At 63.6% G+C, this 25,548-nt stretch carries 27 protein-coding genes and 1 riboswitch; of the genes, 13 read left to right on the top strand and 14 right to left on the bottom strand.

Going from position 1 to position 25,548, the window contains the following annotated elements; all coding sequences use genetic code 11:
- The first annotated feature begins 23 nt into the window (after positions 1-23).
- Positions 24-911, top strand: coding sequence for an aromatic amino acid exporter YddG (gene yddG, locus NKI25_RS06255; RefSeq protein WP_352593895.1), 888 nt, complete (start codon positions 24-26; stop codon positions 909-911).
- Positions 908-1,579 carry a lysoplasmalogenase family protein gene (locus tag NKI25_RS06250; protein WP_352998263.1) on the top strand — a complete coding sequence of 224 codons (672 nt, stop codon included), beginning with the start codon at positions 908-910 and terminating at the stop codon, positions 1,577-1,579. The genes yddG and NKI25_RS06250 overlap by 4 nt, the downstream gene beginning before the upstream one ends.
- A 96-nt stretch (positions 1,580-1,675) precedes the next feature.
- Here NKI25_RS06250 and NKI25_RS06245 read toward each other — a convergent pair whose 3' ends face one another.
- Entirely contained in the window at positions 1,676-3,196 is a 1,521-nt protein-coding gene (locus NKI25_RS06245; RefSeq protein ID WP_352998262.1) for an FAD-dependent oxidoreductase, read from the bottom strand.
- A gap of 44 nt (positions 3,197-3,240) precedes the next feature.
- Between NKI25_RS06245 and NKI25_RS06240 the strand changes: the two genes are divergently transcribed.
- Positions 3,241-3,738 carry a MarR family winged helix-turn-helix transcriptional regulator gene (locus NKI25_RS06240; protein ID WP_023677901.1) on the top strand — a complete coding sequence of 166 codons (498 nt, stop codon included), beginning with the start codon at positions 3,241-3,243 and terminating at the stop codon, positions 3,736-3,738.
- Positions 3,739-3,967: 229 nt separating this feature from the next.
- Here the strand turns inward: NKI25_RS06240 and NKI25_RS06235 are convergent, their stop codons facing one another.
- Together NKI25_RS06235 and gloB are read right to left on the bottom strand one after the other, a co-directional pair.
- Positions 3,968-4,396 (bottom strand): cupin domain-containing protein, encoded by a 429-nt coding sequence (locus NKI25_RS06235; protein ID WP_352593897.1) that lies wholly within the window; start codon positions 4,394-4,396, stop codon positions 3,968-3,970.
- A gap of 21 nt (positions 4,397-4,417) precedes the next feature.
- Positions 4,418-5,185: a hydroxyacylglutathione hydrolase gene (gloB, locus tag NKI25_RS06230; protein ID WP_352998261.1), complete on the bottom strand. Its 768-nt coding sequence runs from the start codon at positions 5,183-5,185 to the stop codon at positions 4,418-4,420.
- 98 nt (positions 5,186-5,283) lie between these two features.
- Here gloB and NKI25_RS06225 point away from each other — a divergent pair, with 98 nt between their 5' ends.
- From NKI25_RS06225 to NKI25_RS06215, 3 genes are all read left to right on the top strand, one after another.
- Positions 5,284-6,054, top strand: coding sequence for a class I SAM-dependent methyltransferase (locus NKI25_RS06225; RefSeq protein ID WP_352593899.1), 771 nt, complete (start codon positions 5,284-5,286; stop codon positions 6,052-6,054).
- 128 nt (positions 6,055-6,182) lie between these two features.
- Positions 6,183-8,015: an ABC transporter ATP-binding protein/permease gene (locus NKI25_RS06220; protein WP_352593900.1), complete on the top strand. Its 1,833-nt coding sequence runs from the start codon at positions 6,183-6,185 to the stop codon at positions 8,013-8,015.
- Between the two features lie 76 nt (positions 8,016-8,091).
- Complete coding sequence (locus tag NKI25_RS06215) at positions 8,092-8,898, top strand: DUF1194 domain-containing protein (RefSeq protein ID WP_023677905.1); 807 nt, start codon at positions 8,092-8,094, stop codon at positions 8,896-8,898.
- Positions 8,899-8,916: 18 nt separating this feature from the next.
- On the opposite strand, the gene NKI25_RS06210 is transcribed toward NKI25_RS06215, so the two are convergent.
- Both NKI25_RS06210 and NKI25_RS06205 read right to left on the bottom strand, forming a co-directional pair.
- Entirely contained in the window at positions 8,917-9,942 is a 1,026-nt protein-coding gene (locus NKI25_RS06210; protein ID WP_023677906.1) for an RNA polymerase subunit sigma-70, read from the bottom strand.
- A 42-nt stretch (positions 9,943-9,984) separates the two neighbouring features.
- Positions 9,985-10,731, bottom strand: coding sequence for an SDR family NAD(P)-dependent oxidoreductase (locus NKI25_RS06205; protein ID WP_352998260.1), 747 nt, complete (start codon positions 10,729-10,731; stop codon positions 9,985-9,987).
- A gap of 234 nt (positions 10,732-10,965) precedes the next feature.
- Between NKI25_RS06205 and NKI25_RS06200 the strand changes: the two genes are divergently transcribed.
- Positions 10,966-11,286 carry a DUF1330 domain-containing protein gene (locus NKI25_RS06200; protein ID WP_023677908.1) on the top strand — a complete coding sequence of 107 codons (321 nt, stop codon included), beginning with the start codon at positions 10,966-10,968 and terminating at the stop codon, positions 11,284-11,286.
- Between the two features lie 25 nt (positions 11,287-11,311).
- Here the strand turns inward: NKI25_RS06200 and metW are convergent, their stop codons facing one another.
- Positions 11,312-11,926, bottom strand: a complete 615-nt coding sequence (metW, locus tag NKI25_RS06195) for a methionine biosynthesis protein MetW (protein WP_023677909.1) — start codon at positions 11,924-11,926, stop codon at positions 11,312-11,314.
- Positions 11,927-12,041: 115 nt separating this feature from the next.
- Positions 12,042-13,211, bottom strand: a complete 1,170-nt coding sequence (gene metX, locus NKI25_RS06190; RefSeq protein WP_023677910.1) for a homoserine O-acetyltransferase MetX — start codon at positions 13,209-13,211, stop codon at positions 12,042-12,044.
- Positions 13,212-13,303: 92 nt separating this feature from the next.
- Positions 13,304-13,381, bottom strand: a riboswitch (SAM riboswitch).
- A gap of 138 nt (positions 13,382-13,519) precedes the next feature.
- Here metX and hisC point away from each other — a divergent pair.
- Positions 13,520-14,629 (top strand): histidinol-phosphate transaminase, encoded by a 1,110-nt coding sequence (hisC, locus tag NKI25_RS06185; protein ID WP_352621618.1) that lies wholly within the window; start codon positions 13,520-13,522, stop codon positions 14,627-14,629.
- 6 nt (positions 14,630-14,635) lie between these two features.
- Positions 14,636-15,571: a prephenate/arogenate dehydrogenase family protein gene (locus NKI25_RS06180; protein ID WP_352621620.1), complete on the top strand. Its 936-nt coding sequence runs from the start codon at positions 14,636-14,638 to the stop codon at positions 15,569-15,571.
- Positions 15,572-15,705: 134 nt separating this feature from the next.
- Here the strand turns inward: NKI25_RS06180 and NKI25_RS06175 are convergent, their stop codons facing one another.
- On the bottom strand, positions 15,706-16,707 hold the full coding sequence (locus NKI25_RS06175) for a DUF2125 domain-containing protein (protein ID WP_352703653.1): 1,002 nt from the start codon (positions 16,705-16,707) through the stop codon (positions 15,706-15,708).
- A 114-nt stretch (positions 16,708-16,821) separates the two neighbouring features.
- Between NKI25_RS06175 and NKI25_RS06170 the strand changes: the two genes are divergently transcribed.
- Positions 16,822-17,355 carry a gamma-glutamylcyclotransferase gene (locus NKI25_RS06170; protein WP_352703651.1) on the top strand — a complete coding sequence of 178 codons (534 nt, stop codon included), beginning with the start codon at positions 16,822-16,824 and terminating at the stop codon, positions 17,353-17,355.
- 40 nt (positions 17,356-17,395) lie between these two features.
- On the opposite strand, the gene NKI25_RS06165 is transcribed toward NKI25_RS06170, so the two are convergent.
- Positions 17,396-18,376, bottom strand: a complete 981-nt coding sequence (locus NKI25_RS06165; RefSeq protein ID WP_352577230.1) for a quinone oxidoreductase family protein — start codon at positions 18,374-18,376, stop codon at positions 17,396-17,398.
- Between the two features lie 344 nt (positions 18,377-18,720).
- Between NKI25_RS06165 and NKI25_RS06160 the strand changes: the two genes are divergently transcribed.
- Both NKI25_RS06160 and NKI25_RS06155 read left to right on the top strand, forming a co-directional pair.
- The gene (locus NKI25_RS06160; protein WP_352593905.1) at positions 18,721-19,668 is read left to right on the top strand and encodes an aldo/keto reductase; all 948 of its coding nucleotides are present in this window, start codon (positions 18,721-18,723) and stop codon (positions 19,666-19,668) included.
- A 78-nt stretch (positions 19,669-19,746) separates the two neighbouring features.
- On the top strand, positions 19,747-20,367 hold the full coding sequence (locus tag NKI25_RS06155) for a LysE family transporter (RefSeq protein WP_352577228.1): 621 nt from the start codon (positions 19,747-19,749) through the stop codon (positions 20,365-20,367).
- 27 nt (positions 20,368-20,394) lie between these two features.
- Here NKI25_RS06155 and NKI25_RS06150 read toward each other — a convergent pair whose 3' ends face one another.
- Positions 20,395-21,195: a lysophospholipid acyltransferase family protein gene (locus NKI25_RS06150; protein ID WP_352703649.1), complete on the bottom strand. Its 801-nt coding sequence runs from the start codon at positions 21,193-21,195 to the stop codon at positions 20,395-20,397.
- 107 nt (positions 21,196-21,302) lie between these two features.
- Positions 21,303-22,211, bottom strand: coding sequence for a LysR family transcriptional regulator (locus NKI25_RS06145; RefSeq protein ID WP_352703646.1), 909 nt, complete (start codon positions 22,209-22,211; stop codon positions 21,303-21,305).
- A gap of 131 nt (positions 22,212-22,342) precedes the next feature.
- Between NKI25_RS06145 and NKI25_RS06140 the strand changes: the two genes are divergently transcribed.
- A complete protein-coding gene (locus NKI25_RS06140) occupies positions 22,343-22,963 on the top strand; it encodes a pyridoxamine 5'-phosphate oxidase family protein (RefSeq protein ID WP_352570568.1) in 621 nt (206 codons plus the stop codon).
- 15 nt (positions 22,964-22,978) lie between these two features.
- Here NKI25_RS06140 and NKI25_RS06135 read toward each other — a convergent pair whose 3' ends face one another.
- The 3 genes from NKI25_RS06135 to ftsE form a co-directional block, all read right to left on the bottom strand.
- Complete coding sequence (locus tag NKI25_RS06135) at positions 22,979-23,743, bottom strand: YdcF family protein (RefSeq protein ID WP_352998259.1); 765 nt, start codon at positions 23,741-23,743, stop codon at positions 22,979-22,981.
- An 88-nt stretch (positions 23,744-23,831) separates the two neighbouring features.
- Positions 23,832-24,815, bottom strand: coding sequence for a cell division protein FtsX (locus NKI25_RS06130; protein WP_352998258.1), 984 nt, complete (start codon positions 24,813-24,815; stop codon positions 23,832-23,834).
- The gene (ftsE, locus tag NKI25_RS06125) at positions 24,808-25,467 is read right to left on the bottom strand and encodes a cell division ATP-binding protein FtsE (protein ID WP_023677923.1); all 660 of its coding nucleotides are present in this window, start codon (positions 25,465-25,467) and stop codon (positions 24,808-24,810) included. Before ftsE ends, NKI25_RS06130 begins: the two co-directional genes overlap by 8 nt.
- Between the last annotated feature and the right edge of the window lie 81 nt (positions 25,468-25,548).

Here is a 25,548-nt window from a genome sequence, read left to right as displayed (position 1 = left end):
AACGGGGCACGGGGGCGACGGATATGGCGCGCGCAACACTGATCGGCTTCTCCGCGGTCGCCATGTGGGCGCTGCTGGCGCTGCTTACGGATGCTTCGGGCGCCGTTCCGCCGTTCCTGCTTTCAGCAATCACCTTCACGATCGGCACTTGCGTCGGGCTGGTTGCCCGGCTGTTCATGCCGGCAGCCGGCGGCGCCGCGAAGATACCGCGCCAGGTCTGGGTGATTGGCATTGCCGGCCTGTTCGGCTACCACTTCTTCTACTTCACCGCGCTGCGCAATGCGCCGGCCGTCGAGGCCAGCCTGATCGCCTATCTGTGGCCGCTGCTGATCGTGCTCGGATCGGCGCTGATGCCGGGCGAGCGGCTGGCCTGGAACCACGTCGCCGGCGCGCTGCTCGGCCTTGCTGGCACGGTCCTGATCGTCACCAAGGGCGGCGGGCTTGCCTTCGACGCGCGTTATGCCTTCGGCTACGCCATGGCCGGCGTCTGCGCGGTGCTGTGGTCGTCCTATTCGCTGTTGTCGCGGCGCTTCCCCTCGGTGCCGACCAGCATCGTCACCTGGTTCTGCGCCGCCACCGCGACCCTTTCGCTGGTCTGCCATCTGTTGCTTGAAGAGACGGTGCTGCCCGCCGGCGCCGGCCAGTGGCTGGCCGTGCTCGGCCTCGGTCTGATGCCGGTGGGGGCGGCGTTCTATGCCTGGGACATCGGCGTCAAGCGCGGCAACATCCAGGTGCTGGGGGCGGCGAGCTATGCCGCGCCGCTGCTGTCCACCCTGGTGCTGATATCAGCCGGCTTCGCCGAGCCGTCATGGCGCATCCTCGCCGCCTGCGTGCTGATCACCGGCGGCGCGGCACTGGCGGCGAAATCGCTGTTCCTGCGCAAGAGGGCCGCGAGCGAGGCAAACGCATGATGCCGTTTCCCGGCGGCATCGATGCCAATGCCAATGCGACGCTGCTGTTTTCGCTGGCGGCGGCGGTGATTTACGCGTTCAGCCTCGGCATGCCGCCGCGCCTTTCGCAGTCGGCGGCAAGGACATTGGCGGTGGCGATGCTGGCGGTGCTGGTCGTGCAGCAGGGCGGCCCATGGCTGCTCGTCGCCGCGCTCGGCGCCAGTGCCGTCGGCGACGCCTTCCTGTCGCGCGACGGCGAGAAGGCATTTCTTGGCGGCACGGCCAGTTTTCTTGCCGCGCACGTGCTTTACGTCGTGCTGTTCCTGCGTGCCGGCGGCGGCCTCGGGCTGCTTTCGGCCGAGCCGTGGCGGGCAGCGATCGTGCTGGCGATGGTCGTGTCGGTGCTGGCCATGCTTTTCGCGCTCCGGCGCCGCATCGGCCCGGCCTTGCGTTTGCCGATCGGTGTGCATGCCGCGGCACTGCTTGCCATGGGCATTGCGGCGCTCACCCTGAACAGCGTCGGGGTCGTCGGCGGCGTCGTCCTGCTCATGCTGTCCGACGGGCTGCACGCCGCGGAAAAGTTCCTGCTGCCCGCCATCTCGCCACACCGCATTTGGGTGCGCCATGCGGTCTGGGCGCTGTATTACGTCGGCCAGCTGGCGATTACGCTGGGTTTGCTGCTGGGCTAGGTATGTCGATATTCAGGTGATGCCGGCCTGCAAGCGGCGGAAGATCCGACGCGCCATCCGACGCGCCAGCCTCATTCTTCGAACACCTCTCGACGCTCATTTCGATTCTTCTTCGGGTTGGACTACACCCATGCAGCCCAAATAGATTTCGAGCTTCGCGGTTCGGTCTGCATCAAGAATCGTGATCGCACCGACATACCCGTCCCGCCGGATCAGCACACACTCGCCCGGTGCCAGTGCATAAGCATCGCGAAGGTGTCCCCAGGCATCGATGATATCGCCTTGCGGGCCGATGTAGTGGACATGCAGCCCCTGGCGTGGCCCAACCGTCTCTCTCCCGGCTTCACGGACGAGCAGCGTCCAATGCGGCCCTTGGAGCAGTTGGAACAGTCGCGATGGTTGGCCCGCCGCGCCCCTGACTGGGGCATCCGGCGCGCGGTCCCCCGCACGCAGGCCGCTGCTGCGTTCGGCCATCTCCCTGGAGAGCGGCGAGTCCGGATAGCCGATATCGAGCTGGCGCACCTCGCGGCCGCGGCGCATTCCACCCTGTTTCTGGGCGTCGAGCAGCCGGGTCGAAAGGCCGAGAACCGATTCCGCAACGGGACGCCGCTCCTCCTCATAGGTGTCGAGCAGGCAATCATCCGCACCGCCGAGCACGGCGGCGAGTTTCCAGCCCAGGTTATAGGCATCCTGCACGCTGGTGTTCAGGCCTTGGCCGCCCGTTGGCGGATGGATATGCGCCGCATCGCCAACGAGGAAGACGCGATCAACCCGGTAGCGATCGGCAAGCCGGGCGTTCATCATGTAGGCCGACGCCCAGGCGACCGAATCCACCTGCACATCGGCGCGGCCTGTCCGCTCATTAATCAAGCGGCCCAGTCCTTCTACCGAGAGGTCCACTTCGCCGTCTAACGGAATGGGTGCCTGAATTTGGAAGAGATCGGTTCCGGCGAGCGGGCAAATCGCGACCATTCGCTCCATGTCACCGTCGTTGAACTGGTGCCACGCATCGCGGTCTAGCCCGGTCAACAGCACAGCCGCCACGATCGCACGCACGCCCAGCGTCTTGCCGGGGAAATCCAAGCCGAGCGTGCCCCGCACGAAGCTACGCCCGCCGTCCGCCCCGACAAGATAGCCTGCGCGAACGGTTTGCTCGCCATTCGGCCCCGCAAGACGTGCCATGACACCGTTCTCGCCTTGCTCGAACCCAACCAACTCACATCCGTACTCGACCCTATGGCCTAGTTCGGCTAGCCGCTCTCGCATGATCCGTTCGGTGAGGAATTGCGGGATCATCAGCGCGATATGGTAAGGCTCCGCCGGCGTCGGATCGGGACGCTCGCCGGTGTCCTTTTCGGTATAGCTGCCGTCATCGCTATACACGCGCAACGGCGGATAGACGCCGCCTGCGGCAACGACCTTGTCGAGAATGCCGAGGTCTTCGAAAATCTCCTGTGTTCTGGGCTGGATACCCTTGCCGCGCGAGCCACGGAAGGGGCCCCTCATCTTCTCGATCAGCCGGAAAGACATCCCGCGCCGTGCAAGCTCGATCCCCAGCGTCAGGCCAGCCGCTCCTGCGCCGCAGATGAGCACATCTGCCGCAAAACCATTTGTCATGTCGATCTCCTTGTGTGTAAAATGCACATAATAGGAGAGTTGGAGTGCCGTCAATGAAAAAGGTGAAAAATACACATATCGAAAGTCGTCAGATTCGCGAACTCCACGGAGCGCTGATCGAGATTGCCAGCCTTATGAACCGGCCTCAGCGCGATGAGCAGATGGTAAAGGAGGCCGGAATTGCGCTCGACCGCGCACTGTTTCCCCTGCTGGTCGGGATAGAGCGGCTTGGGCCGATCGGGATAGTGGACCTCGCTGACCGGGCTGGCCGCGATTACACCACCGTCAGCCGCCAGGTGGCAAAACTCGAAAGCCTTGGCTTGGCCGTGCGCCGGCAGAGCGAGACAGACCGCCGTGTGAATGAGGCTGTCGTCACGCCCAAGGGCAAGGCGACGACCGACAAGATTGACGCTGCACGAGAGAGAAACGCTCGCGCCATCTTCGAAAACTGGGACGCACACGACATCGACGAACTTGTGCGGCTTATGCGCAAGTTTGCCGACGCTGTGAAAGAAGAACCAGAGGACTCTAGCGCGTCCTGAGATGTCACATTATTCCTAAATTTTGTGACCAGATCGCCGACACGGAAACGTCAGGGAAAATTCCGTCGCAAAATTCGGACGCAAAACTCGGCATTCCGCCAATGACTTTCGCGACAGCCAAGATCATCGTCCTGTGTCAGCTTTCTTGAAAATCTTGAACAAACCGGACCGTCTCTTTCCCACCCTGAGCGTCTGTTGTCGTTGGGTACCAAGCGTCAAAACTTCATCACTAGGGCGTTCCCGGCAGCCAGCCTGGTTCGGCAAGTTCGAAGGCGGCGAAATCGAAACCCGGCGCCACGGTGCAGCCGACCAGGGTCCATTCGCCGAGGCTGCGCGCCGACTGCCACCAGCCTGCCGGCACGACGATCTGCGGTCGCTCGCCCGCGGCAAGCGCCGTACCGAGGATCTCCTCGATGACGGGACCGCCTTCTCGGTGTATCGATAGCGCCAGCGGCGCGCCGTCATAGAAATGCCAGACCTCGGCCGCGTCCTTGACCCGATGCCAGGCCGACAATTGGTCCTTCTCGAGGAGGAAATAGATCGCCGTCGAATGGCCGCGGGCGCCTGCCGCGCCGTCGCGAAAGGTCTCGGCATACCAGCCGCCTTCCGGATGCGGCTTCAGGCCGAGCAGGGCGATGATTTCGGCGGAACTGGTCACGACCCTAGCTCCTGGCGCCGCTCAGAAATTGTCTTTGCGCTTGCGGATCTCGGCGAACACTTCGGCGTCGGAGGCGTTCTCCAGGCCGAGATGCCTGCGGATCGCCGGGTCGTGCCAGCGCAGGAACGGATTGGTCGACAGTTCCTCGCCGATTGTCGTCGGCAGCGTCGGCTTGCCGTCGGCGCGCAGCGCCTCGATCTTGGCGGCGCGCTCTTTCAGCGCCGAATTGGTCGGGTCGACGGTCAGCGCGAAACGGGCGTTGGCCAGCGTATACTCATGGCCGCAATAGACGACCGTCTCGGCCGGCAGCGCCGCGAGCTTCTTCAGGGATTCGTACATCACCGGCGGCTTGCATTCGAGCAGCCGCCCACAGCCGAGCGCAAACAGCGTGTCGGCGGCGAAAGCCACTTTCGACGCCGGCAGATGATAGGTGACATGGCCGGCGGTATGGCCGGGTGTGGCGATGACCTCGATCCGCTCATCGCCGAGGTGGACGACCGAGCCTTGCTCGACGGTTTCGTCGATGCCGGGAATCTTTGCCTTTTCGGCTTCCGGCCCGACAATGCGCAGCTTGAAGCGCTCCTTCAGCGCCAGATTGGCCTCGACATGGTCGAGATGGTGGTGGGTGGTCAGGATCATCGTCGGGGTCCAGCCGGTGCGCTTGATCGCTGCCAGGATCGGCGCCTCCTCGGGCGCATCGATGAGCGCCGTCTGACCGCTTTTCGGGTCATGCACCAGCACGCCGAAATTGTCGCTGCGGCACATGAATTGTTCGATCTCGACCGGCATCGCATCTCTCCCTTTATTGCCGCAGACATAGGGCGCCTGCCAGCCGATGTCATCTGCCTTTGTTGAACTTGGACTGCTTCGAAGCTACCGTTCCGCGCATGCATTCAGACATTGTCGATCTCCGTTCGTTTTATTCGACCACGCTCGGCCGCCTGGCCGAACGCTCGATCACCATGGCGCTGTCCTCGATATGGGCCGTCGTGCCCAACGAGCGGCTGGTCGGCCTCGGCTACACCTTGCCGTGGCTGGAGCGCTTCGGCAGCGATGCCGAGCGCGTCTTTGCCTTCATGCCGGCGACACAGGGCGCAGTGGTCTGGCCGGCGACGGGGCCGACGGCGACCGCCCTGGTCTTCGATGAGGAACTGCCGCTGGTCGATTCCTGCATCGACCGCATGCTGCTCGTCCATTCGCTCGAACATGTCGAGAACCCACGCGAGACGCTGAACGAGATCTGGCGGGTGCTGTCGCCGGCCGGCCGTGTCGTCATCGTCGTGCCCAACCGGCGCGGCGTCTGGGCACGCTTCGAGCATACGCCTTTCGGCAATGGCCGGCCGTTCTCGCGCAGCCAGCTGACCGAATTGCTGCGCGAAGCGAATTTCACGCCGGCGGCGTGGTCCGATGCGCTGTTCTTCCCGCCGTCGCCGCGACGTTTCATGATGCAGTTCCACAATGTGCTGGAACGTGCCGGCCGGCGCTTCTGGCCGATCTTTTCGGGCGTTATCGTCGTCGAGGCGCAGAAGCGGCTCTATCAAGGCGTGCCGGTCGCCCAGCGCGCGTCCCGCCGCGTCTTCGTGCCGGTTCTCTCGCCGCATGGCGCGCCGACGCTTGGCCGGCTGTCGCGGGCCGAACACCCGGCACCGCCAGGATGACGCGTTCGTGATCCGAGACGTGCTTTTTCACGCCTATCTGACGATATCAGGTTTGCTGTCCGATTGAAGGCCGTGCGGCCGATCCCTATGACCGGTTTGGCATTGCTCCGAATGCAAGGATTTAACCGATGGATGATCGTCCGGATGTCGAGGCCAGCGCCCAGAAGCTTGCCACGTCGATCGAAGCCAGCAGCCTGCGTGAGCAGCTGGCAACAATCAAGATAGCGCTGACCACCTCGCCGGTGCGAAAACAATTGCTTTGGGCAGCGATCGGCATCGTCGCCGTCATCGTGGCGAGCTCGATCGGGCAGGTTCTGCTCAATCGCTGGAACCAGCCTTTCTACGACGCGCTGGCGCGGCGCGACATGCCGGCTTTCCTGCATCAGCTTCTGGTCTTTGCCGGCATCGCCGGCGGGCTTGTGGTGCTCAATGTCGGCCAGACCTGGCTCGACCAGATGCTCCGCCTGAAGCTGCGCGAGGCGCTGACGCTCGACCTGATCGACGAATGGATGCGGCCGGCGCGTGCCTTCCGGCTGACCCATGCCGGCGCCATCGGCGTCAATCCCGACCAGCGCCTGCAGCAGGATGCCGGGCATCTCTCCGATCTTTCCACCGGTCTTGGCATCGGCCTGCTGCAGTCCTGCATCCTGCTTGCCTCGTTCGTTGGCGTCCTGTGGTCGCTGTCTTCCGGCTTCGTCTTCCACATAGGCGGCCATTCGCTGGCCATACCCGGCTACATGGTCTGGGCGGCGATCCTTTATGCTGGCACCGCCTCCTGGTTGAGCTGGCTGGTTGGGCGGCCGTTGATCCGCTTCAACAACGATCGCTATACGCGTGAAGCGGAGCTGCGCTCCTCGGTGGTTCGCGTCAACGAGAATGTCGATGCCATCGCGCTGGCGCATGGCGAGGCCGATGCCAGGCGCCGGCTCGAATTCGATCTCGGCACGGTGCTGGGCGCCATGCGGCGCATCTACAGCGCCCAGATCAATCTTTCCTGGGTTACCGACACCTATGGCTGGATCACTGTCGTCGCGCCGATCCTGGTCGCCTCACCGGTCTATTTCGCCGGCGATATCAGCTTTGGCGGCTTGATGATGGCAGTCGGCGCTTTCAACCAGGTCCATTCGTCGCTGCGCTGGTTCATCAACAATATCGGCGGCATCGCCGATTGGCGCGCTACGCTGATGCGGGTCGCCGACTTCCGCATCGCGCTTGGCGACACCGACGCGCTGCACGATACGGAACGGCGCATTTCGTTCGGCGAAAACCCGGACGGCAGCCTGACATTCGAGAAACTCGAGATCGCCTCGCCGGAGGGATGCACCAAGCTTGCCGAGCCGCATGTCGAAATCCGCGCCGGCGACCGGGTCATGATCACCGGAGATCCGGGCGCCGGCAAGACGCTGTTCTTCCGGGCCATTGCCGGTCTGTGGCCATGGGGCAGCGGACGGATCGGCATGCCGGCCGGAGAAGCGCCGATCTTTGTTCCGCGTACCCCCTATTTTCCGCTCGGCAAGCTGCGCGAGGTGCTCAACCATTCAGACGGCGCGGCGGAGGCGAGCGATGCCGAGATCTCGGAGGTGCTGGCCGATGTCGGGCTGCAACGCCTGTCGTCCTCGCTCGATCGCTCGGCGCGCTGGGAGCGTGAGCTCAGCGACGACGAGCAGCGTCTGCTGGCCTTTGCCAGGCTGGCCTTGCGACGGCCGAAATGGGTGATCATCGACGAGGCGCTGGACGCGTTCGACGGCCCAACGCTGAGGCAAGTGCTGTCGATGCTGGAGAAGCGCCTTCCCGACGCCGCGATCCTCAATATCGGCCGCGGCCAGCACAATGCCCGCTTCTTCCGGCGGGCGTTGACCATCGTCAAGGATGCCGGCCAACCGCCACTCAAGCCGGCCCGTATCAGGGCAGGTGCCATCGAACCGCCGCCGGTTATCGTTTCGGCTGGCCGAAAGAAATAGAAGGCAAGCTTTATTTCGCCGCGATCGCGGCGAAAAACTGTCGCGATCGTTTCAGATGGGAACGTTCCGATCAGCCATGCTTGACGCTCTCGCCCTGCTCGCCTGCCTTGCCTGCACCCCGGCGGCACCTGCGGCCGCACCGGCCAATGCAATTGCCGTCGATGTCGAGCTGGTGCTGGCCGTCGACATCTCGCAGTCAATGGATGAAAGGGAGTTTGCCCTGCAGCGCGCCGGCTATGTCGCGGCGCTGCGCCACCCCGACTTCATCAACGCCGTGCGTGCCGGCACCTTCGGCCGCATCGCCATCGCCTATTTCGAATGGGCCGGCACCATCCGCGACGATGCGGTCATTGCCTGGCAGGTCGTCGACAGCAAGGAGAGCGCCAACGCTTTCGCCGACAAGATCGCGGCCCGCCCGTTCAGGAGCTTTCGCGGCACCTCGATTTCCGGTGCTGTGGCTTTCGGCGCCGAGCTTTTCAACGGCACGGCCTTCACCGGCAAACGCCGCGTCATCGACGTCTCGGGGGACGGCCCAAACAACACCGGCTTGCCGGTCACAACGGCACGCGATGCGGCGCTGGCGAAGGGCATCGTCATCAACGGGCTGCCGATCCTGATCAGCCCGTCACCCACCTTCAGCCATCTCGACCGGTATTATGCCGAATGCGTTACCGGCGGGCCGGGCTCGTTCGTGCTGCCGATCTATGCTGCTTCCGAATTCGCCACCGCCACTCGCCGCAAACTGATCCTCGAGGTCAGCGGCATCGAGTATCCCAAGGTGGATCCGAGGACGATCCGCATCGACGCACCGATCGACTGCCTGCAAGGCGAGCGCGACCGAAGGTTTTTCTCGGACCCATATTTCCCGGAACTTGACCGATAAGGCTGGCCCAGGGGTAAGCTAGGCTGGTGGCAGGCCGAAGGCCGGGAACAGAGATGGCCCGAGCGGCCCTATGAAGATCGTCAAGGAAGCGATCCCGCCCTCGGCTGCGTCGAACACATGCAGGGAATGGGCCCGCCATTCAGGGCCATCGTGGCTGCGGGAATAAACCCCGACCGCCGGCTGGGCATTGGCCCGGGTGGCCAGCGTGCGAAAGCCGCCAAACCTCGGCCAGACGGTCTCGAAGAAACCGCGGATCGCTTCGCGGCCTTGATACCATTCACGCCAAGGCGGCATGGTGTAGATGGCGTCCTCACGCAGCAGCTCGATCAAGCTGTCGAGATTGGCGGCCTGCCAGGCCTGCATGTAGCGTTCGAGCAGCAGGCCTTCTTCGCGGCTGGGCCGTGATCGGCTGGCCGGCCGTCCCTGAGGATAGCGCGCTGCCAGCGTTACGCGGGCCCGCTGCAACGCGCTGTTGATCGAAGCCGTCGATCCGCCCAGCAAACGCGCCGTCTCGACAGCCGACCATCCGAGGACGTCGGCAAGCAGCAGCGCGGCGCGCTGCCTGGGCGGCAGATCCTGGATCGCCGCGACGAAGGCGAGCTGGACGGCCTCGCGGCTCTCGTAACGGGCTTCCGGACCTGGCTCGCTGCCGGCAATGTCTGGAAGCTCGGCGTCGGGGTAGGGCTCCAGCCAGGCGATGTCGGCTACGGGCCCGCCTATGGCCGCCCCGTGCGAGGGCTGCCGTCCGGGTTCCCGGAGAATGCGACGCGCCCTCGACCTCGCCTTGATGGCGTTGAGGCAAGCGTTGGTCGCGATCATGTAGAGCCAACCGCGAACCGAACCTCGCCCGTCGAACTCCGATCTTGCGCGCCAGGCGCGAAGCAACGTGTCCTGGACGAGGTCGTCGGCCTCGTGCAGCGAACCCATCATGCGATAACAATGCAGCTTGAGCTCGCGGCGATGGGCGGCCGTGACCTTCTCGAAGGCCAGCCGATCGAGGATCGGCTGGCGTGCTGGTTCCAGAGGTGGTTGAGCGTCTGTCATGTGGCTTGTGCGGTTACGAGCGAGCGTTGCATTACGCGCCCCTCAGGCGGCCGGGGCAAGCCCGCTACCGCTCACCATGAAGGAACTGCCTTGCGGCTGGCCGGTGGCGAGTGCGACCACCGCCCGTCCGACATCGGCCGGCGTTTGTATGTCGGTCATGGCGGCGATGAAGTCCGCCGGCTGGATGCCCATATAGGCCGCTATGCTGTCGACGCCGGCCTTGCCCACGCCGGTTTCCGGCATGATGCGCATCGGCGCGAGCGCCATGAAGCGCAGGCCGAGGCCAAGCCGGTCGGCCTCCTTCTGGCTATGACCGGCCAGGAACATCTGCATGCGTTTTGCGCCGGCATAGCCGCCGGCGTTCGGTGGTCCGCCGGTCAAGGCCGCGCCGCTGGAGATCAGAACGATCCGGGTCCCCGGCTTGAGCGGACGCCGCAGAGCGGCCCGGCAAAACAGGAACGACGCCTTGACGTCCGTGTCCCAATTTGCCGAGAACGCCTTCCAGTTCTGTTCATGCACCGGCGCAGAAGGCGCCAGCGCGCCTGCACAGATCACCAGCACGTCCGGCTCAAGCGCGGCGAAGACCTTATCCGGGGCGGAGTCCACCGTAGCATCGACCGCGAGCGTCTTCACGCCCGAGACCTCCCAGGCAAATTGCGCCAGGGCCTGTTTTCCGCGGGCAACGGCCAGCACCGCCGCTTTCTCCTTGAGAGCGGCCTCCGCGATCGAGCGGCCGACACCACGGCTGCCTCCGACGACGACGACATTCTGATTTTGCAACGATCCCATGGATCACCTCTCGTTCCCGGCCGCCGGACCATCCAGGCGCGCTCATCGATAAGGACAGCGCAGGTGTGCCAAAATCATCGGTGCCAGGTGGAAATATCTTTCAGGTGACGGCAGCCGCGCTTCGTTTTTGTATTCAGTGTCATTACCTCTGGGGTAATCGACCAGCGCATTACGTCTCGGCAAACTGCTCCCATCAAGCCGGTTGTCCGGCCTTCGACCACAAGGAGATACGCCATGACCGCCTACGCCGTCGCCCATATGCGCCAGGTCACGCCGGGGCCGCAGATCGTCGAGTACCTGCACAAGATCGATGAAACGCTGGAACCGTTTGGCGGCCGCTTCGTGGTGCACGGAGGCGAGGTGGAAGTCGTTGAAAACACCTGGCCGGGCCACCTCGTCATGATCGAATTTCCAGACATGCAGCAGGCGCGCGCATGGTACCGCTCGCGCGCCTATCAGGAGATCTTGCCGCTGCGCACCGAGAATTCTCAGTCCGACGTGGTCCTGGTCGATGGCGTTGCGCATCCGCACAAGGCCACCGACGTTCTCGAATAAGGGGACGATCTGCGACGATTGGCTCTTATCGTTTCAGCAGAAACACCGCCTGCTGGCCGAAAAAATTCCAGAACCACCACGGCATCGAGAAGCCGATCCGCTGGCCATTGGCGTCGAGCGCGGTCGCCTTTTCCACCGTCGCGCCAAGCTCGTCGCACAGATTGACGAAATCGCGAATGGTGCAGAAATGGATGTTGGGGGTGTCATACCAGGAATAGGGCAGGTCCCTGGTCACCGGCATGCGGCCGTTGAAGAGCAACGAAAAGCGCACCCGCCAGTGGCCGAAATTCGGGAATGAGACGATGGCGCGGTTGCCGATCCGGAGCAGTTCGTCGAGCACCAGCTTCGGATTGCGTGTCGCCTGCAAGGTCTGCGACAAGACGACGAAGTCGAAGCCCTTGTCGGGATAGAATTGGAGATCCTTGTCGGCATCGCCCTGGATGACCGACAGGCCACGCGCCACGCATTCGTTGACGCCGCGCTGCGACAGCTCCAGGCCGCGGCCATCGACCTTCTTGGTCGCCTGCAGCAATTCGAGCAGCAGGCCGTCGCCGGAACCGACATCCAGCACCCGCGACTGCGGCGGGATGAGATCGGCGACGACTTCGAGGTCGACGCGCTGGGCGCGGTTGACGCTCATGCGTTCGCCTCTTGCCTGGCGCATGATCCTGATCCGAAAAGTCTGCAACTTTTCGGGGTCATGCGCTGATGCCTGGCGCATGGTCCTGATCCGAAAAGCCGGCAACTTTTCGGGGTCATGCGCCGAGCCCTCTCGCCCGAGCGGCCGAGGCGATGAAGCCTTTGATGGCGGCGAACAGTTCGGGCTCGTCGAGCAGAAAGGCGTCGTGGCCGCGGTCGGTCTCGATTTCGACGAACGATACCGAGGCGCCGGCCGCGTTCAGCGCGTGCACGACCGAGCGGCTCTCTTCGGTCGGGAACAGCCAGTCGCTGGTGAACGAAACCAGGCAGAAGCGCGTCTTGGTGCTGGCGAAGGCATCGGCCAGCCGGCCGCCATGGTCGGCGGCGAGATCGAAATAGTCCATCGCCCGGGTCATGTAGAGATAGGAGTTGGCATCGAAGCGATCGACGAAGGTCATGCCCTGATGGCGCAGATAGCTCTCGATCTGGAAGTCGGCATCGAAACCGAAGGTCAGCGCTTCGCGGTCCTGCAGGTTGCGGCCGAACTTGCGATGCAGCGCTGCTTCCGACAGATAGGTGATGTGGGCGGCCATGCGCGCCACCGCCAGCCCCTTTTCCGGCCGCTTGCCATGCTCGAAATATTTGCCGCCGTGCCAATCGGGGTCGGCCATCACCGCCTGCCTGCCGACCTCGTGGAAGGCGATGTTCTGCGAAGAATGGCGGGCGCCGGTCGCGATCGGCAGCGCCGAGAAGACGCGCTCGGGATAGCTGGAGGCCCATTGCAGCACCTGCATGCCGCCCATCGAGCCGCCAAGCACGCTGAACAACTGTTCGATGCCGAAATGCTCGACCAGCATCAACTGCGCCCGCACCATGTCGCGGATGGTGATGATCGGCAGGTCGAGCCCGTAAGGCTTGGCTGTGGCGGGATTTGTCGAGGCGGGGCCGGTGGAGCCGAGGCAGCCGCCGATGACGTTTGACGAGATGACGAAGAAACGGTCGGTGTCGATGATCTTGCCGGGGCCGATCAGCACCTCCCACCAGCCCGGCTTGCCGGTCACCGGATTGGTGTTGGCGACGTGCTGGTCGCCGGTCAGCGCATGGCAGACGAGGATGGCGTTGGAACGCGCGTCGTTGAGCGTGCCGTAGGTCTGGTAGGCGATCTGGAACGGCGACAGCAGCGTGCCGGCGTCGAGCTTGAGCGGCTTGTCGGCGCCGAAACGCAACACCGGGCTCGACGGCTGGTCGGCCTCGTTGTTGGTTTTTCGAGCGCGCAAAGCGACCATCACATCTCCTTGCCCGGCCTTCCGTTGTCCACCGGTCCGGGCAACAGCCAGTCAGGGCAACAAAAAACCGGCCATGCCTTCGCAAAGCCGGTTACAAGATGCAAACGGCCCTTTAGCAAGTTGTTTAACGTGGCTGCAAGCCGACCGGCCAAATCACCACGGAACTGTCGATGCTCTTCTATGACTCGCGCGTGGGTTCGTCAACGGCAAGTTCTTGATCCCGAATTGCCGCCCCTCGACATTCCGGGCCACGGCTTGTATTTCCGCTGCGGCCTCCGGATGGAGGCATCCTCGACGGATTTCATGGAATGAGCCAGACACCGGATCAGACACGTCCAAGGCCCCGCGCCGGCATCATGGACATTGAAGCCTATGTGCCCGGCAAGAGCGCGGCGCCTGAAGGTGTCGCCAAGGTCCATAAATTGTCGGCGAACGAGAACCCGCTCGGTCCTTCGCCAAAGGCGATTGAGGCCGCGCGCGCGGTCGCCGACAAGCTCGCGGTCTATCCCGACGGCAGCGCCAGGCGCCTGAGGGAAGCGATCGCCGAGGTGCACGGGCTCAACCCGGCGAACATCGTCTGCTCCAACGGCTCCGACGAGATTCTAGGCCTGCTGGCGCAGACCTATCTCGCACCCGGCGACGAAGCCATCATCACCGAACACGGCTTCATGGTCTACAAGATCTACATACAGTCGGCCGGTGCCGTCCCGGTAACGGTCAAGGAGACCGATGAGCGCGCCGACATCGATGCGATCCTCGCCGCGGTGACGCCGGCTACCCGGATCATCTTCCTTGCCAATCCAAACAATCCAACCGGCACCTACGTGCCGTTCCAGGAGGTGCGCCGCCTGCATGCCGGCCTGCCGCGAAACGTGCTTCTGGTGCTGGATGCAGCTTACGCCGAATATGTCCGGCGAAACGATTATGAAGCCGGCGTCGAGTTGGTGGGCAGCGCGGAAAACGTGGTCATGACCCGCACTTTCTCCAAATTGGGCCTGGGCGGGGCGCGGATCGGCTGGATGTATGCGCCAATGCACGTCATCGACGCGATCAACCGCGTGCGCGGGCCTTTCAACGTCAATGCGACGGCGATCGAGGCCGGCATCGCGGCGATCCACGACCGCGCCCATATCGAACGCAGCGTCGCGCACAACGAGACCTGGCTAGCCTGGCTGAGCGAGCAACTAAGCGAGCTCGGGCTGCGGGTGACGCCGAGCGTAGGCAATTTCATCCTCATCCACTTTCCCGAGGATAAAAAGCATTCGGCGGCGGCCGCCGACGACTACCTCAGTGCGCGCGGCTACATATTGCGGCGCGTTTCCGGCTACGGTTTTCCGAGCGCGCTGCGCATGAGCATCGGCACCGAAGAGGCCAATCGCGGCGTTGTCGCAGCACTCGCGACATTCCTGAAAAGCTAGAACACCATGACCTCACCGATGTTCGAAAAGATCGCGCTGGTCGGCATCGGCCTGATCGGCTCGTCGCTGGCCCGCGTCATCCGCCGCGAGGGACTCGCCGGCCAAGTCGCGATTTCGACGCGCAGCGACGCGACGCTGGCACGCGCGAGCCAACTCGACCTTGGCGACACCTATACGACGGATGCGAAAGAGGCGGTTGGCGATGCTGATCTGGTTATCGTTTCGGTGCCGGTCGGCTCTTCAGGCACGGTCGCCGCAGAGATCGCGCCGGCGCTGAAGAAGGGCGCCATCCTCACCGATGTCGGCTCGACCAAGGCGTCGGTGATCGCGCAGATGCAGCCGCATGTGCCTGATGGCGTGCACTTCATCCCCGGCCATCCTTTGGCCGGCACCGAAAAATCGGGACCGGACGCCGGTTTTGCCGAACTGTTCGAGAACCGCTGGTGCATTTTCACGCCGCTGCCCGGTACCGATCCCGCAGCACTGGAAAAGCTCTCGGAATTCTGGCGCTGCTGCGGCTCCAACATCGACACGATGGACCCGCAGCATCACGACATGACGCTGGCCATCGTTTCGCACCTGCCGCATATCATCGCTTACAATATCGTCGGTACCGCCGACGATCTGGAGTCGGTGACCAAGTCCGAGGTCATCAAATACTCGGCTTCCGGCTTTCGCGACTTCACCCGTCTCGCGGCGTCCGACCCGACCATGTGGCGCGACGTCTGCCTGCACAACAAGGACGCCATTCTCGAAATGCTGGCGCGGTTTTCCGAGGATCTGTCCTCGCTGCAGCGGGCGATCCGCTGGGGCGACGGCGAAAAACTGTTCGACCTGTTCACCCGCACCCGCGCCGTCCGCCGCTCGATTATCGAGGCCGGCCAGGACATCGACGTACCGGATTTCGGCCGCCAGGCAGTCGAACACCCGCCGAAGGGATAAGCCGCGGCAGGCCGATGGCAGGCCGGCCCGGCTTAGAGCGGTTCATCGTTTCACAGAAACGCCGAACCGCTCTATCTCTTTGTTTTTGCGCAATTCCGGACGGAAAACCGTTTCACACTTTTCCTGGAATTGCTCTAGTCGAGCGGCTTGATCTTGCCGAGCGGGATGAAGCCGAGCGAGGCCTTGCCCCTGACGATCTTCAGCGGCATCGACGGCTGGTTGCCGAGCAGCGCCAGTCCGGCAAAGCCGGTTTGGATCTCTTTCTTCTGCTCGGGGATGGCGGTGGCGAGGATTGCCGCCACGGCCTTCGGATCATTGAGCCTGATCGTCAGGTCGGCATTTATGAGACCGTCGTCATCGACCGACAGCGGTCCGGAAACGGTGATGCGCGCAGTTCCGGACGACAGATCGAGCTCGTGGATTTCGGCCGCCTGGCCGCGCAGGCTCTTCGGATTTGCCTTGATCAGCGTCACGCCGTTCTTCAGCGTCACGTCGCCGCTGCCGTCGAGCGGCGGCAAGACGCGCCCGTCGATGGCCGCCGCGTCGATTTCGAGATCGGTGAAATTGCCGGTATAGTCGATGTCCGGGCCGTTTGGGCGCAATTGCCCGATGGCAGTTCCGGCGCTGAACAGCGAGACGGGATCGGTGTCGTCTGCCGGATCGGTCTGGCCGGACAGGCCTTCTGCCTGCAGCGAGAGGCGTCTCGGCAGCGGCCAGGACAGCTTCATGTCGGCCCGCAGATCATCCCAGTCGATCCAGAGCGGGGTCATGCCGGGAACTGAGGTCCTGAGCGGCCCCCTGAGCTCGGCGGCAGGCGACAGAAGCCGCGTGATCTGCGTGGCGGCGTTGATCTTGCCTGTCGATGCCGCGACGTTGCGGCTGTCGTCCTCGTAAGCCAGGCTGTCGCAGGAAAGGGTGAAGCTGAAGGGATAGCCGCTGACCGCGAGATTGGCGCAGTCGGCCTTGATGCCTTTGTCGTCGAGGTCGGCGACCGCCTTTTTGGCTGCGCTCTCGACCAGGTCCGCCAGGTAGAACCAGCCCGCGCTGTAGATGCCGAACAGCACGAGAATGAAAGCGGCAAGCCACAACAGGCGGCGACGTTGGCTGGGCGGCGGGCGCTCGTCACTTGACGTCATGCTGCGGCTTTCGTTAACGCGGGGTGGCACGGGTGGGCTGTCGCTTGCGGCACCAATAGGCAGACGGACTGAAACACCACCGGTGAGGTGGTCGTCACAATCAGGCTTGGCGATATGGGCGATTTTTGGGTTTTTGGCTACGGCTCACTGATCTGGCGACCGGGATTCGCGCATGTCGAGACGCGGCGCGCCCGCCTGCATGGCTACCGCCGTTCGCTCTGCGTCTATTCTTTCGTGCATCGCGGCACGCGCGAACGGCCGGGCCTGGTGCTCGGCCTCGACCGCGGCGGCTCCTGCATCGGGCTGGCGTTCCGGGTTCCAGGCGAGCTGCGCAACGAGGTCATTACCTATCTGCGCGAACGCGAGCTGGTCACCAACGTCTATCTCGAACGTGTGCTCAGCGTTCGCCTCGACAAGAGTGAAACGGATGGGAGCGGGACGGTCGAAGCCATCGCCTATGTCGTGGACCGCAGCCATGAGCAATATGCCGGTGCGCTCGACCCGGCCGAGGCGGCGACCGTCGTTCGCGGCGCCGTCGGCCAGTCGGGGAGGAATGAGGACTACGTGCTCAGCACGCTGGAGCACCTCGAAGCACTGGGTATCAGCGACCACTGGCTGGAAGACGTGACAAGACGGATCGCGACGTAGCTTCTTTTATCGTTGACCATGATGTTTTCGGTGGTCTGGGCTACATCCTGAAAATCTGTTTTCCAAGATCGGCGCGATCCAGGCTGTTTGCCACGGCAAGCTTGAACTCGGTCAGCGCGTGGAGACCGCCGACAGGAACGTGGAAGCCGGGCTGGCCGAAGGTGTCGATAACCTCGCGTAGCACAGGCCGGTCGGCTTCGGCCGGCGGCGAAAAGAAATAGCGATAGATATTCGCCCTGATCTCGACGCCGCTCAGCAACACATCGAAATTGTGCAGTTCGAAGCGCTCGGCACTCATGCCGCCATTGATCACCATCTGCCCGCCGAGCGCCAGGGTGCGGATCAATTCGCCGCTGACAGGTCCGCCGACATTGTCGATAATCCCGTTCAATCCGGCGCCACCGGTGATATCCATCACCGCTTCCCGGATACTTGCCTTCAAGTCAGAAAGGTCAAGAATGGCGGCGGCGCCAAGCGTCTTCAGATCGAAGCTTTGGTGCGAGTGCCGCACCAGCGCGATGACGTTGATACCGCGTCGTTGGGCGAACTGCATCACCATTGTCGAAATCGACGAATAGCCGGCCGTGACAGCCAGCCACTGGCCAGGCCGCACACGGGAATCCACCAGCAGATCCCACGCGGTAATGGGGTTCACCATCTGCCCGGCGCGTTCGACCGGATAGCCGGCAGGCAACGGGATCAGCCATTCGGCGGGAATGGCCGCGTACTCGGCCCAGCTGCCATAATAGCTGAATGCGACAAGCGTGCCCGGTTCCAGCAAGACGTTCGCGCCGACGGCTTCGACGATGCCGGCGCCATGGTTTCCTGCGACCTGCCGGGGAAAATGCGGCTTCTTCGGTTCGGGATAGAGGTTCTGGATAAACAGGAAGTCGCCCGGATTGATCGAGGCCGAGACCATCCTGACCAGCACCTCGCCGTCGCCGATGCGCGGCATCGGCAGGTCGTCCATGTAGAGCACGTCGCGCGGCGAACCGATGGCGTCAAATACAATTGCTTTCATTCCGGTCTCCACAACAAACGATCCGGGGCAAACAGTCCGGGCTTGGCCAGACCGTGCCGAGATTTGCGTCGGCGCCGCGGAACCTATGGCCGGCCGGCAAAGGTCTGAATTGGCAGATTTGACAATCTATGTGCTAAACTTGCCAGATTGTTTCCTCAGAGGGTACTGGTTTGGAAATTCGGGACAGCGTCTTGAAGCCCGACACGGCGCGGCGGGTCGCGGTTTTGTGAAGCGCCGGCGGGCTGGAAAAGAGGCTATGCGTTTGACGTTGCCACGGTGCGACATAGGTTAGCCCGGTCGGCGGCTCCCACCCGCCCCAGCATGAATCACCATGGAGATCAGCCTTGCAGAAACGTCGTCTCGGTCGCACCGACCTATCCATCGCGCCATTGGTTCTGGGCGGCAATGTGTTCGGCTGGACCGCCGATGAGAAAACCTCGTTCGACCTGCTCGACCGCTTTGTCGACGCTGGCCTCAACGCCATCGACACGGCCGATTCCTATTCGCGCTGGATTGCCGGCCACCAGGGCGGCGAATCCGAAACCATCATCGGCCGATGGATGAAGAGCCGTGGTAACCGCGACAAGGTTGTCGTTATCACCAAGGTCGGTTCGGATATGGGACAGGGCAAGAGGGACCTGTCCGCCGCCTATATCGAAAAGGCCATCGATGCTTCGCTGAAGAGGCTGCAGGTCGATACAATCGATCTCTATCTGTCGCACTGGCCTGATCCGGCCACTCCCTATGAGGAAACGCTCGGCGCCTACCAGAAACTGCTCGACAAGGGCAAAATCCGTTATGCCGGCGCTTCCAACCTCGACGCCGCCCAGTTGCGGGCCGCACTTGACGTAGCAAGCCTGCGCGGCCTGCCGCGCTACGAGGTGCTGCAGCCGGAATACAACCTTTACGACCGCTCGTCCTTCGATGGTCCGCTGCGCGATCTGTGCGCGGCCGAGGACATCGGCGTCATCACCTATTTCAGCCTCGCCAAGGGGTTTCTGAGCGGCAAGTACCGCAGCGAGGCCGACCTCGGCAAAAGCCCGCGCGGTGGCGGTGTGAAGGGCTATCTCAACACCCGCGGCATGCGCATTCTCTCAGCGCTCGATGCCGTTTCAGCCAGACATTCGGCCAAGCCAGCGGAAGTGGCGCTTGCCTGGGTCATGGCACGGCCCGGCGTCACCGCTCCGATCGCCAGCGCGACGACGCTCGACCAGCTCGACAGCCTGGTGCGTGCCGCATCGTTGCAGCTCAGTCCGGACGATATCGCCGAGCTCGACAAGGCCAGCGCATAGCCGCGCACGATCGTTCAAGACCGGCGCCGCTGCCTTGCCCTACCGTCCCTGCCTCGTCGCAGGATGCAGGGACGCCGCATGGCCGGACAGGGTCTTCTCGATCAGCAGCTATGGCAGCAATTGCTGGCGCTGGTGCTGGCATCGGCCATCGTTATGGGCAGCCCGGGGCCGGCGACGATAAGCGTCACCGCGGTCGGTGCTGCGTTCGGCCTGCGCGATTCGCTCCGTTATGCCTCGGGAATCGTTGTCGGGACGGTCCTCGTGCTTTTGGTGGTGGCGACGGGCATCATGGCCGTTCTCATCGCGCTGCCGAAGCTCGCAGCGCTGTTGGCGGTCGCGTCAGCAGCCTACATCCTCTATCTGGCGTTCAAGATAGCGACGGCGCCGCCACTGGCGGCACGCATTGGTGGGGCGGCGCTTCCCACTTTCCTGGGCGGGTTCCTTCTGGCCGTTGCCAATCCGAAAGCCTATGTGGCGATTGCCGCCGTGTTTGCCGGCGCGTCTTCCGGCGCCGGCGGTCTTGCTATTTCAGCCAAGCTGGCGGTCCTCGCCTTGATGATTGTTGCCATTCATCTCTTGTGGCTTCTCGCCGGCGCGGCTTTTGCACGTTTGCTGCGCAAACCGCTGGCGTCGCGGATCATCAATCTGGTGTTTGCCGTGACGCTGGTTGCAACAGCCGCCCTGGCTGCCTTGCCGTGAGCCTTTCTGGCATCCGCGGCGGGTGTCTCAGCCTTTCAATTCAGGTTTCGCATCCAGCTCACCAAGCCGTTTCATTGCCGTCGGCGGCATCGGCGGCGGGTTCGGCGTCTGCGACGCTTCGACGAGGAGCTGGTCGCAGGCGGCCTCCGTCTCGCCGATCAGCCGTTGCATGAATTCGTCCTTGCCGAGGCCGGGCGGGATCGGTGGCAGGAAGCGCGCCTTGATCGTGCCGGGATAGCGCAGGAATTTGCGGCGCGGCCAATAGAGGCCGGCGACGTGAGCGACCGGCACCACCGGAATGCCAAGTTGCGCGTAGAGTTCGACGATGCCGTATTTGTAGACCGGTTCGTCGCCCGGCGCCCGGCGGGTGCCCTCGGGATAGATGATCAGCTGGCGCGGATTGCGCGCCAATTCCTGTTTGGTCGCGGCGATCACCGTCTTCAATGCCTTCGAGCGGCTGCCGCGGTCGACAGGAATCATCCGCATCTTCAAAATGTACCAGCCGAAGAACGGGATCCAGGTCAGCTCCCGTTTCAATATGTAAACGGGATCGTCGAGATAAGGCAGGAAAGCGATCGTGTCCCAGAAGGACTGGTGCTTCGGCGCCAGGATGAAGGAGCCGTCAGGCAGGTTTTCCTGGCCGGTGATCTCACTTCTGGTGCCGGCGATCTTGTCGTAGAGCCACATGCTGGTGCGCGACCAGAATTTCGGCACGAACCAGGCGCGATGGCGTGGCGACAGGAAATAATACGGGGTCCAGAGGATCATCTGGACGATCAAATTGAGGTAGAAGGCGAGATTGAACGCCAGCGAGCGGAAATACAGCATACAGCAAGTGCCCGGTGAGGAGGTGTGCGTTGGTTACACCAAGCGCCGGCAAAAAGGAAACGCTGCGAGGCGGGCGATCGGCCCGGCCTTGCGATGGGCCGTCTTCGTCACGTTTGCCACGCCGCCTGCAGCAGGCGCTGTCTCAGGCGCGGGGCGGCGAAGTCGAGGAATGCGCGCAGCTTCACCGGCAGTAGCCCCTGGCCGGCATGGACGAGGCTCACCGGCCATGGGTCTGGCTCAAACTCTTGCAGCACCGGGCGCAGCGTACCCGACCGAACTGCGGCGGCGATCTGGTAGGAAAGCAGCCTCGTCACGCCGACGCCGGCAATCGCCGCATCGATTGCCGCCTCAGCGGTGTTGACCCGTAACCTGGAGCGGACCGGTACGGTGAATTCGGCCTTGCCGGTGGCGAAGGTCCAACTGGCAGCGGTGAGCCCTTCAAAGGTGATTGCACTGTGCGCCGCAAGCTCCTGCGGCGTTTTCGGCGTGCCGTGCTCGGCGAGATAGGCCGGGCTCGCGCAAACGACGCGGTGGATCGAACCCAGGCGGATAGCGACCAGGCTCGAATCGGCAAGCTCGCCGATGCGGACGGCGAGGTCGATGTGCTCTTCGACCAACTGGGTTATCCGGTCGGCGAGTGTCAGCCGCACACTCACGTCGGGGTAGGCGGCGAGAAAGGCGGTGACGACCGGCAGCACATGCAGGCGGCCGAAGACGATCGGCGCAGTGACGATCAGTTCGCCGGTCGGGGCGCTGTATTCGCCGGCGGCTATTCGCTCGGCCTCGCCGACCTCGTCGAGAATGCGACGACACGCGGCGAGATAGGCATGGCCCGCATCGGTCAGCGACAGCTGCCGCGCCGTGCGGGTCAACAGCCGTGTCTTCAGATGCCGCTCCAGGTCCGAAACCTTGCGGCTGACCGTCGTCAGCGGAATGCCGAAGCGGCGCCCGGCAGCCGAGAGGCTGCCTGTCTCCGCCGCGGCAACGAAAAGCGACATGGACTGGAGGCGATCCATAGCTCTCCCGAAAATTTGCCCTCCCGAAAAACGGAAGGATAGATTGCAGATATGGCATCTGCATCTCGAAGATGGAAGGACCTATTTCCTGACTAGCAATGCAGCGCAGCTCGGCGCTTGAGGAGGCTTCCATGAACGCTCACACCAGCGATGTTGCTTTCACCCCGACGGTGAAGGCGATTCAGGCGCGCAAGGGCTCGCGCCAGGCCTATGCCCGTGTCGAGGAGCGTGGCGGCTGGCAGGCGGCAATCACGCCCGATCTCGCCGCCTTCATCGAGGCGCAGACCAGCGTCTTTCTGTCGACCGCCAATGCGGACGGGCAGCCTTACATCCAGCATCGCGGCGGGCCTGCCGGTTTCCTCAAGGTGCTCGACGAACGGACGATCGGCTTTGCCGATTTTTCCGGCAACAGGCAGTTCATCACCCAGGGCAACCTCAGCGACAACCCACAGGCTTTCCTATTCCTGATCGATTATGCGCACCGGCAGCGCATCAAGATCTGGGGCAAAGCGCAAGTCGTCGAGGGCGATGCCGAGCTGACGGCAAAGCTGATGCCGCAAGACTATAAGGCGCGACCCGAGCAGGTCATCCTGTTTACGGTTTCGGCTTGGGATTCAAATTGCTCGCAGCACATCCCGCAGCGTTTCGAAGCGGCCGACGTGGCGGCGGCGCTGGGCGAACGCGACAAGCGCATCGAACGGCTCGAACAGGAGATCGCACGCTTGCGCTCGGGTGCAGCAGCTAGGGAATAAAAGTGCCGGTGCCGTTCAGTTTCCGCCCGCGGCGTCGGCCAGCGTGACGCCGTTGGGCGATTGCTTCACCGGCATGATGCCGCGCGCCAGCGCCAGCAGGTATTTGTTATATTCGGTGAACAGCACGCGCAGCGCTTCTGGCTTGGTCAGCCAGCGGCCATTCTCGAGGTTGGTGTTGACCACCGGATAGGGTTCGAGCCTGGCGCCGTGCAGCAGCCGGCCCATTTCCAGCAGGCTGCGCGGCATGTGATAATTGTTGGTGACGAGAATGACCGTGCCGTAGGCATGGTCCTCGACCCATTTGGCACTTTCCTCGGCATTGCCGATCGTGTCGAGCGCGGCGCGGTCGATGTCGACGCAGCAGGAAAACAGCCTGTTGTCGCCGCCGGTCGCGGCCTGAAGCTGGCGGCGGCTGGCGGAGGGATGGACGCCGCTGATCAGCAGCCGCTCGCCCTTGCCTAACGAAAGCAGGCCCATCGCAGCGTCGAGGCGCGACTGGCCGCCGGTCAGCACGATGATAGCGTCGGCCCTTGCCGGATTGGCGGGCGTAGTCAGGCGGCTGACGGTATTGGCGAACCAGCCGAAGCCGGCGACAAACAGCGCCATAAAGGCGAGCAGAAGGAGAGCCGAGATGCGCAAGGAGCGGGCTGCCAGCAGCCGCCCATGTTTGGCGAACTGACCCGGCTTGGCAAATTCATCAGGCTCGGCGAATACAGGCGGGCGCGCAACCAGCACTGGCATGCATCCAGCGGTATCGGTCGAGTCCCGAACGTCCATCATGAAATGGTTAATCCCGAAATACGGCCTTTGGTAGGAAAAAAATGCAATTTTCGTGACGATGCGTTTTCATCCGTGATCGATCTTTCCTTTAGCCGGCGTCCGGCTGGCGAATGTCGATGTCGCTGAGATAGGTAACCACGGTGAAATGGGAGGTTGCCGCCGTCAGCGCGCCGATCACCAGCACCATGACAGCGACCCCGAGATAACCCGCCGAGCCGATGGCGAAATTGCCGAATAGGGCGGTCGCCTGGTCGGCCAGCGGCGTTGCCATGTTGCGTGACGACCACCAGGAGAAGACGATGAAGACCAGGATCGCCGCGGGGCCGCCGGCCGCGGCGCCCTTCATGCCGGTGACCAGAAAATGCCGGCGGAATTCGCGCGCGATGAAGCGCGCCTCGGCGCCGACAAAATGCAGCACCTCGATGATGTGGCCATTGCCGGCCATGGCGCCGCGCGTCGCGAATACCACGGTCAGCACCGTCGCCGACAGCATCAGCGCCAGCACTGCAATACCGATCGTTACCGTGGTGCGGGCCATGGCAACCAGCCGGTCGACCCAGGTGCGATGATCGTCGAGCGAGGCACTCGGCAGCTTCGGCGTGATCGCCGCGCGCAGTGCGGCGAAATCGGGCGGACTATTCTCGTCGATGGTGATGATGATCAAGCGCGGCACCGGCAGCTCATCGATGTTCAGGCCCGAGCCCAGCCAAGGCTCGAGCAGCCGGGCCGTCGCTTCGCGGTCGACGATCCGGGCGCTTTTCACGCCAGGGAATTCGCCGGCGATCTGCGAGGCCAGCGCAAGTGCGGCCTCCATGTCGAGGCCGTCGACCGGCTTGATCTGGATGGTCGCCTCGCGCGAGATCTGGTTCTCCCAGACGGAGGCGGTGTCACGCACCAGCGTGACGGCGCCAAACGTCAGGCAGGACAGAAACGTCATGATGGCGATGACCAGCACCAGCGCCCGGCCGGCGATGTTCTGCGCCGGCACGATCGGCGCCATTTTGCGCTGGACGCGGGGCTTTGCCGCCGCGGCGTCCTGACCCTCGAAATGTTCGACGGAGAGCTCAGTCATAGATGTCCAGCCTTCCGCCGGCCAGGATCATTCGCCGTGCGTCGACCTGTTCCATCAGGCCGAGGTCGTGTGTGGCGATCACCACGGCGGTGCCCAGCCGGTTGAGCTCGATGAACAGCCGCAGCAAGCGTCGTGCCAGCGGCGGGTCGACATTGCCGGTCGGCTCGTCGGCGAGCAGGATCTCGGGCTGCTCGATCAACGCCCGGGCGATGGCGGCGCGCTGCTTCTCGCCGCCAGACAGCACCGGCGGCAGCACATGCATGCGCTCGCCGAGGCCGACCCATTTCAGCAGCTCGGTGACGTCGGTGCGATAGGTCGCCTCCTCGCGGCCGCGCACGCGCAGCGGCAATGCCACGTTCTCGTAGGTGGTCATATGGTCGAGCAGGCGAAAATCCTGGAACACCACGCCGATGCGTCGTCTCAGATGCGGCAATTCGGTACGCGAGATGCGCGAGCGGTCCTTGCCGAAAATGGTGATCAGGCCGCGTGTCGGCTTCAGCGACATGAACAAAAGCCGCAGCAACGTCGTCTTGCCGGCGCCTGAAGGTCCGCTCAGGAACTGAAAGGAGCGCTCCGGAATGTGCAAGGAGATGTCGCGGAGGATCTCCGGACCCATGCCATAGCGGAGGCCGACATTTTCGAAGCGGATCACTTTCGACGACCTGAAATTCTCGGCGGCAAGATGCCAGCCCTTTCTATGGAAAGACCATCGGCCGGCATGGTTAACCGACGG

The sequence above is a fragment of the Mesorhizobium sp. M0808 genome, assembly GCF_040320025.1.
Lineage (GTDB): Bacteria > Pseudomonadota > Alphaproteobacteria > Rhizobiales > Rhizobiaceae > Mesorhizobium.
Note: the sequence above shows the minus strand (reverse complement) of the source record. Positions and strands in the feature narration are given on the sequence as shown.

What these genes read in the sequence shown, in the direction of transcription:
- yddG (WP_352593895.1), top strand. Translation starts at nt 24, where the DNA reads ATGGCGCGCGCAACACTGATCGGCTTCTCCGCGGTCGCCATGTGGGCG.
- NKI25_RS06250 (WP_352998263.1), top strand. Translation starts at nt 908, where the DNA reads ATGATGCCGTTTCCCGGCGGCATCGATGCCAATGCCAATGCGACGCTG.
- NKI25_RS06245 (WP_352998262.1), bottom strand. Translation starts at nt 3,196, where the DNA reads ATGACAAATGGTTTTGCGGCAGATGTGCTCATCTGCGGCGCAGGAGCG.
- gloB (WP_352998261.1), bottom strand. Translation starts at nt 5,185, where the DNA reads ATGCCGGTCGAGATCGAACAATTCATGTGCCGCAGCGACAATTTCGGC.
- NKI25_RS06225 (WP_352593899.1), top strand. Translation starts at nt 5,284, where the DNA reads ATGCATTCAGACATTGTCGATCTCCGTTCGTTTTATTCGACCACGCTC.
- NKI25_RS06220 (WP_352593900.1), top strand. Translation starts at nt 6,183, where the DNA reads ATGGATGATCGTCCGGATGTCGAGGCCAGCGCCCAGAAGCTTGCCACG.
- NKI25_RS06215 (WP_023677905.1), top strand. Translation starts at nt 8,092, where the DNA reads ATGCTTGACGCTCTCGCCCTGCTCGCCTGCCTTGCCTGCACCCCGGCG.
- NKI25_RS06210 (WP_023677906.1), bottom strand. Translation starts at nt 9,942, where the DNA reads ATGACAGACGCTCAACCACCTCTGGAACCAGCACGCCAGCCGATCCTC.
- NKI25_RS06205 (WP_352998260.1), bottom strand. Translation starts at nt 10,731, where the DNA reads ATGGGATCGTTGCAAAATCAGAATGTCGTCGTCGTCGGAGGCAGCCGT.
- NKI25_RS06200 (WP_023677908.1), top strand. Translation starts at nt 10,966, where the DNA reads ATGACCGCCTACGCCGTCGCCCATATGCGCCAGGTCACGCCGGGGCCG.
- metW (WP_023677909.1), bottom strand. Translation starts at nt 11,926, where the DNA reads ATGAGCGTCAACCGCGCCCAGCGCGTCGACCTCGAAGTCGTCGCCGAT.
- metX (WP_023677910.1), bottom strand. Translation starts at nt 13,211, where the DNA reads ATGGTCGCTTTGCGCGCTCGAAAAACCAACAACGAGGCCGACCAGCCG.
- hisC (WP_352621618.1), top strand. Translation starts at nt 13,520, where the DNA reads ATGAGCCAGACACCGGATCAGACACGTCCAAGGCCCCGCGCCGGCATC.
- NKI25_RS06180 (WP_352621620.1), top strand. Translation starts at nt 14,636, where the DNA reads ATGACCTCACCGATGTTCGAAAAGATCGCGCTGGTCGGCATCGGCCTG.
- NKI25_RS06175 (WP_352703653.1), bottom strand. Translation starts at nt 16,707, where the DNA reads ATGACGTCAAGTGACGAGCGCCCGCCGCCCAGCCAACGTCGCCGCCTG.
- NKI25_RS06170 (WP_352703651.1), top strand. Translation starts at nt 16,822, where the DNA reads ATGGGCGATTTTTGGGTTTTTGGCTACGGCTCACTGATCTGGCGACCG.
- NKI25_RS06165 (WP_352577230.1), bottom strand. Translation starts at nt 18,376, where the DNA reads ATGAAAGCAATTGTATTTGACGCCATCGGTTCGCCGCGCGACGTGCTC.
- NKI25_RS06155 (WP_352577228.1), top strand. Translation starts at nt 19,747, where the DNA reads ATGGCCGGACAGGGTCTTCTCGATCAGCAGCTATGGCAGCAATTGCTG.
- NKI25_RS06150 (WP_352703649.1), bottom strand. Translation starts at nt 21,195, where the DNA reads ATGCTGTATTTCCGCTCGCTGGCGTTCAATCTCGCCTTCTACCTCAAT.
- NKI25_RS06145 (WP_352703646.1), bottom strand. Translation starts at nt 22,211, where the DNA reads ATGGATCGCCTCCAGTCCATGTCGCTTTTCGTTGCCGCGGCGGAGACA.
- NKI25_RS06140 (WP_352570568.1), top strand. Translation starts at nt 22,343, where the DNA reads ATGAACGCTCACACCAGCGATGTTGCTTTCACCCCGACGGTGAAGGCG.
- NKI25_RS06135 (WP_352998259.1), bottom strand. Translation starts at nt 23,743, where the DNA reads ATGATGGACGTTCGGGACTCGACCGATACCGCTGGATGCATGCCAGTG.
- NKI25_RS06130 (WP_352998258.1), bottom strand. Translation starts at nt 24,815, where the DNA reads ATGACTGAGCTCTCCGTCGAACATTTCGAGGGTCAGGACGCCGCGGCG.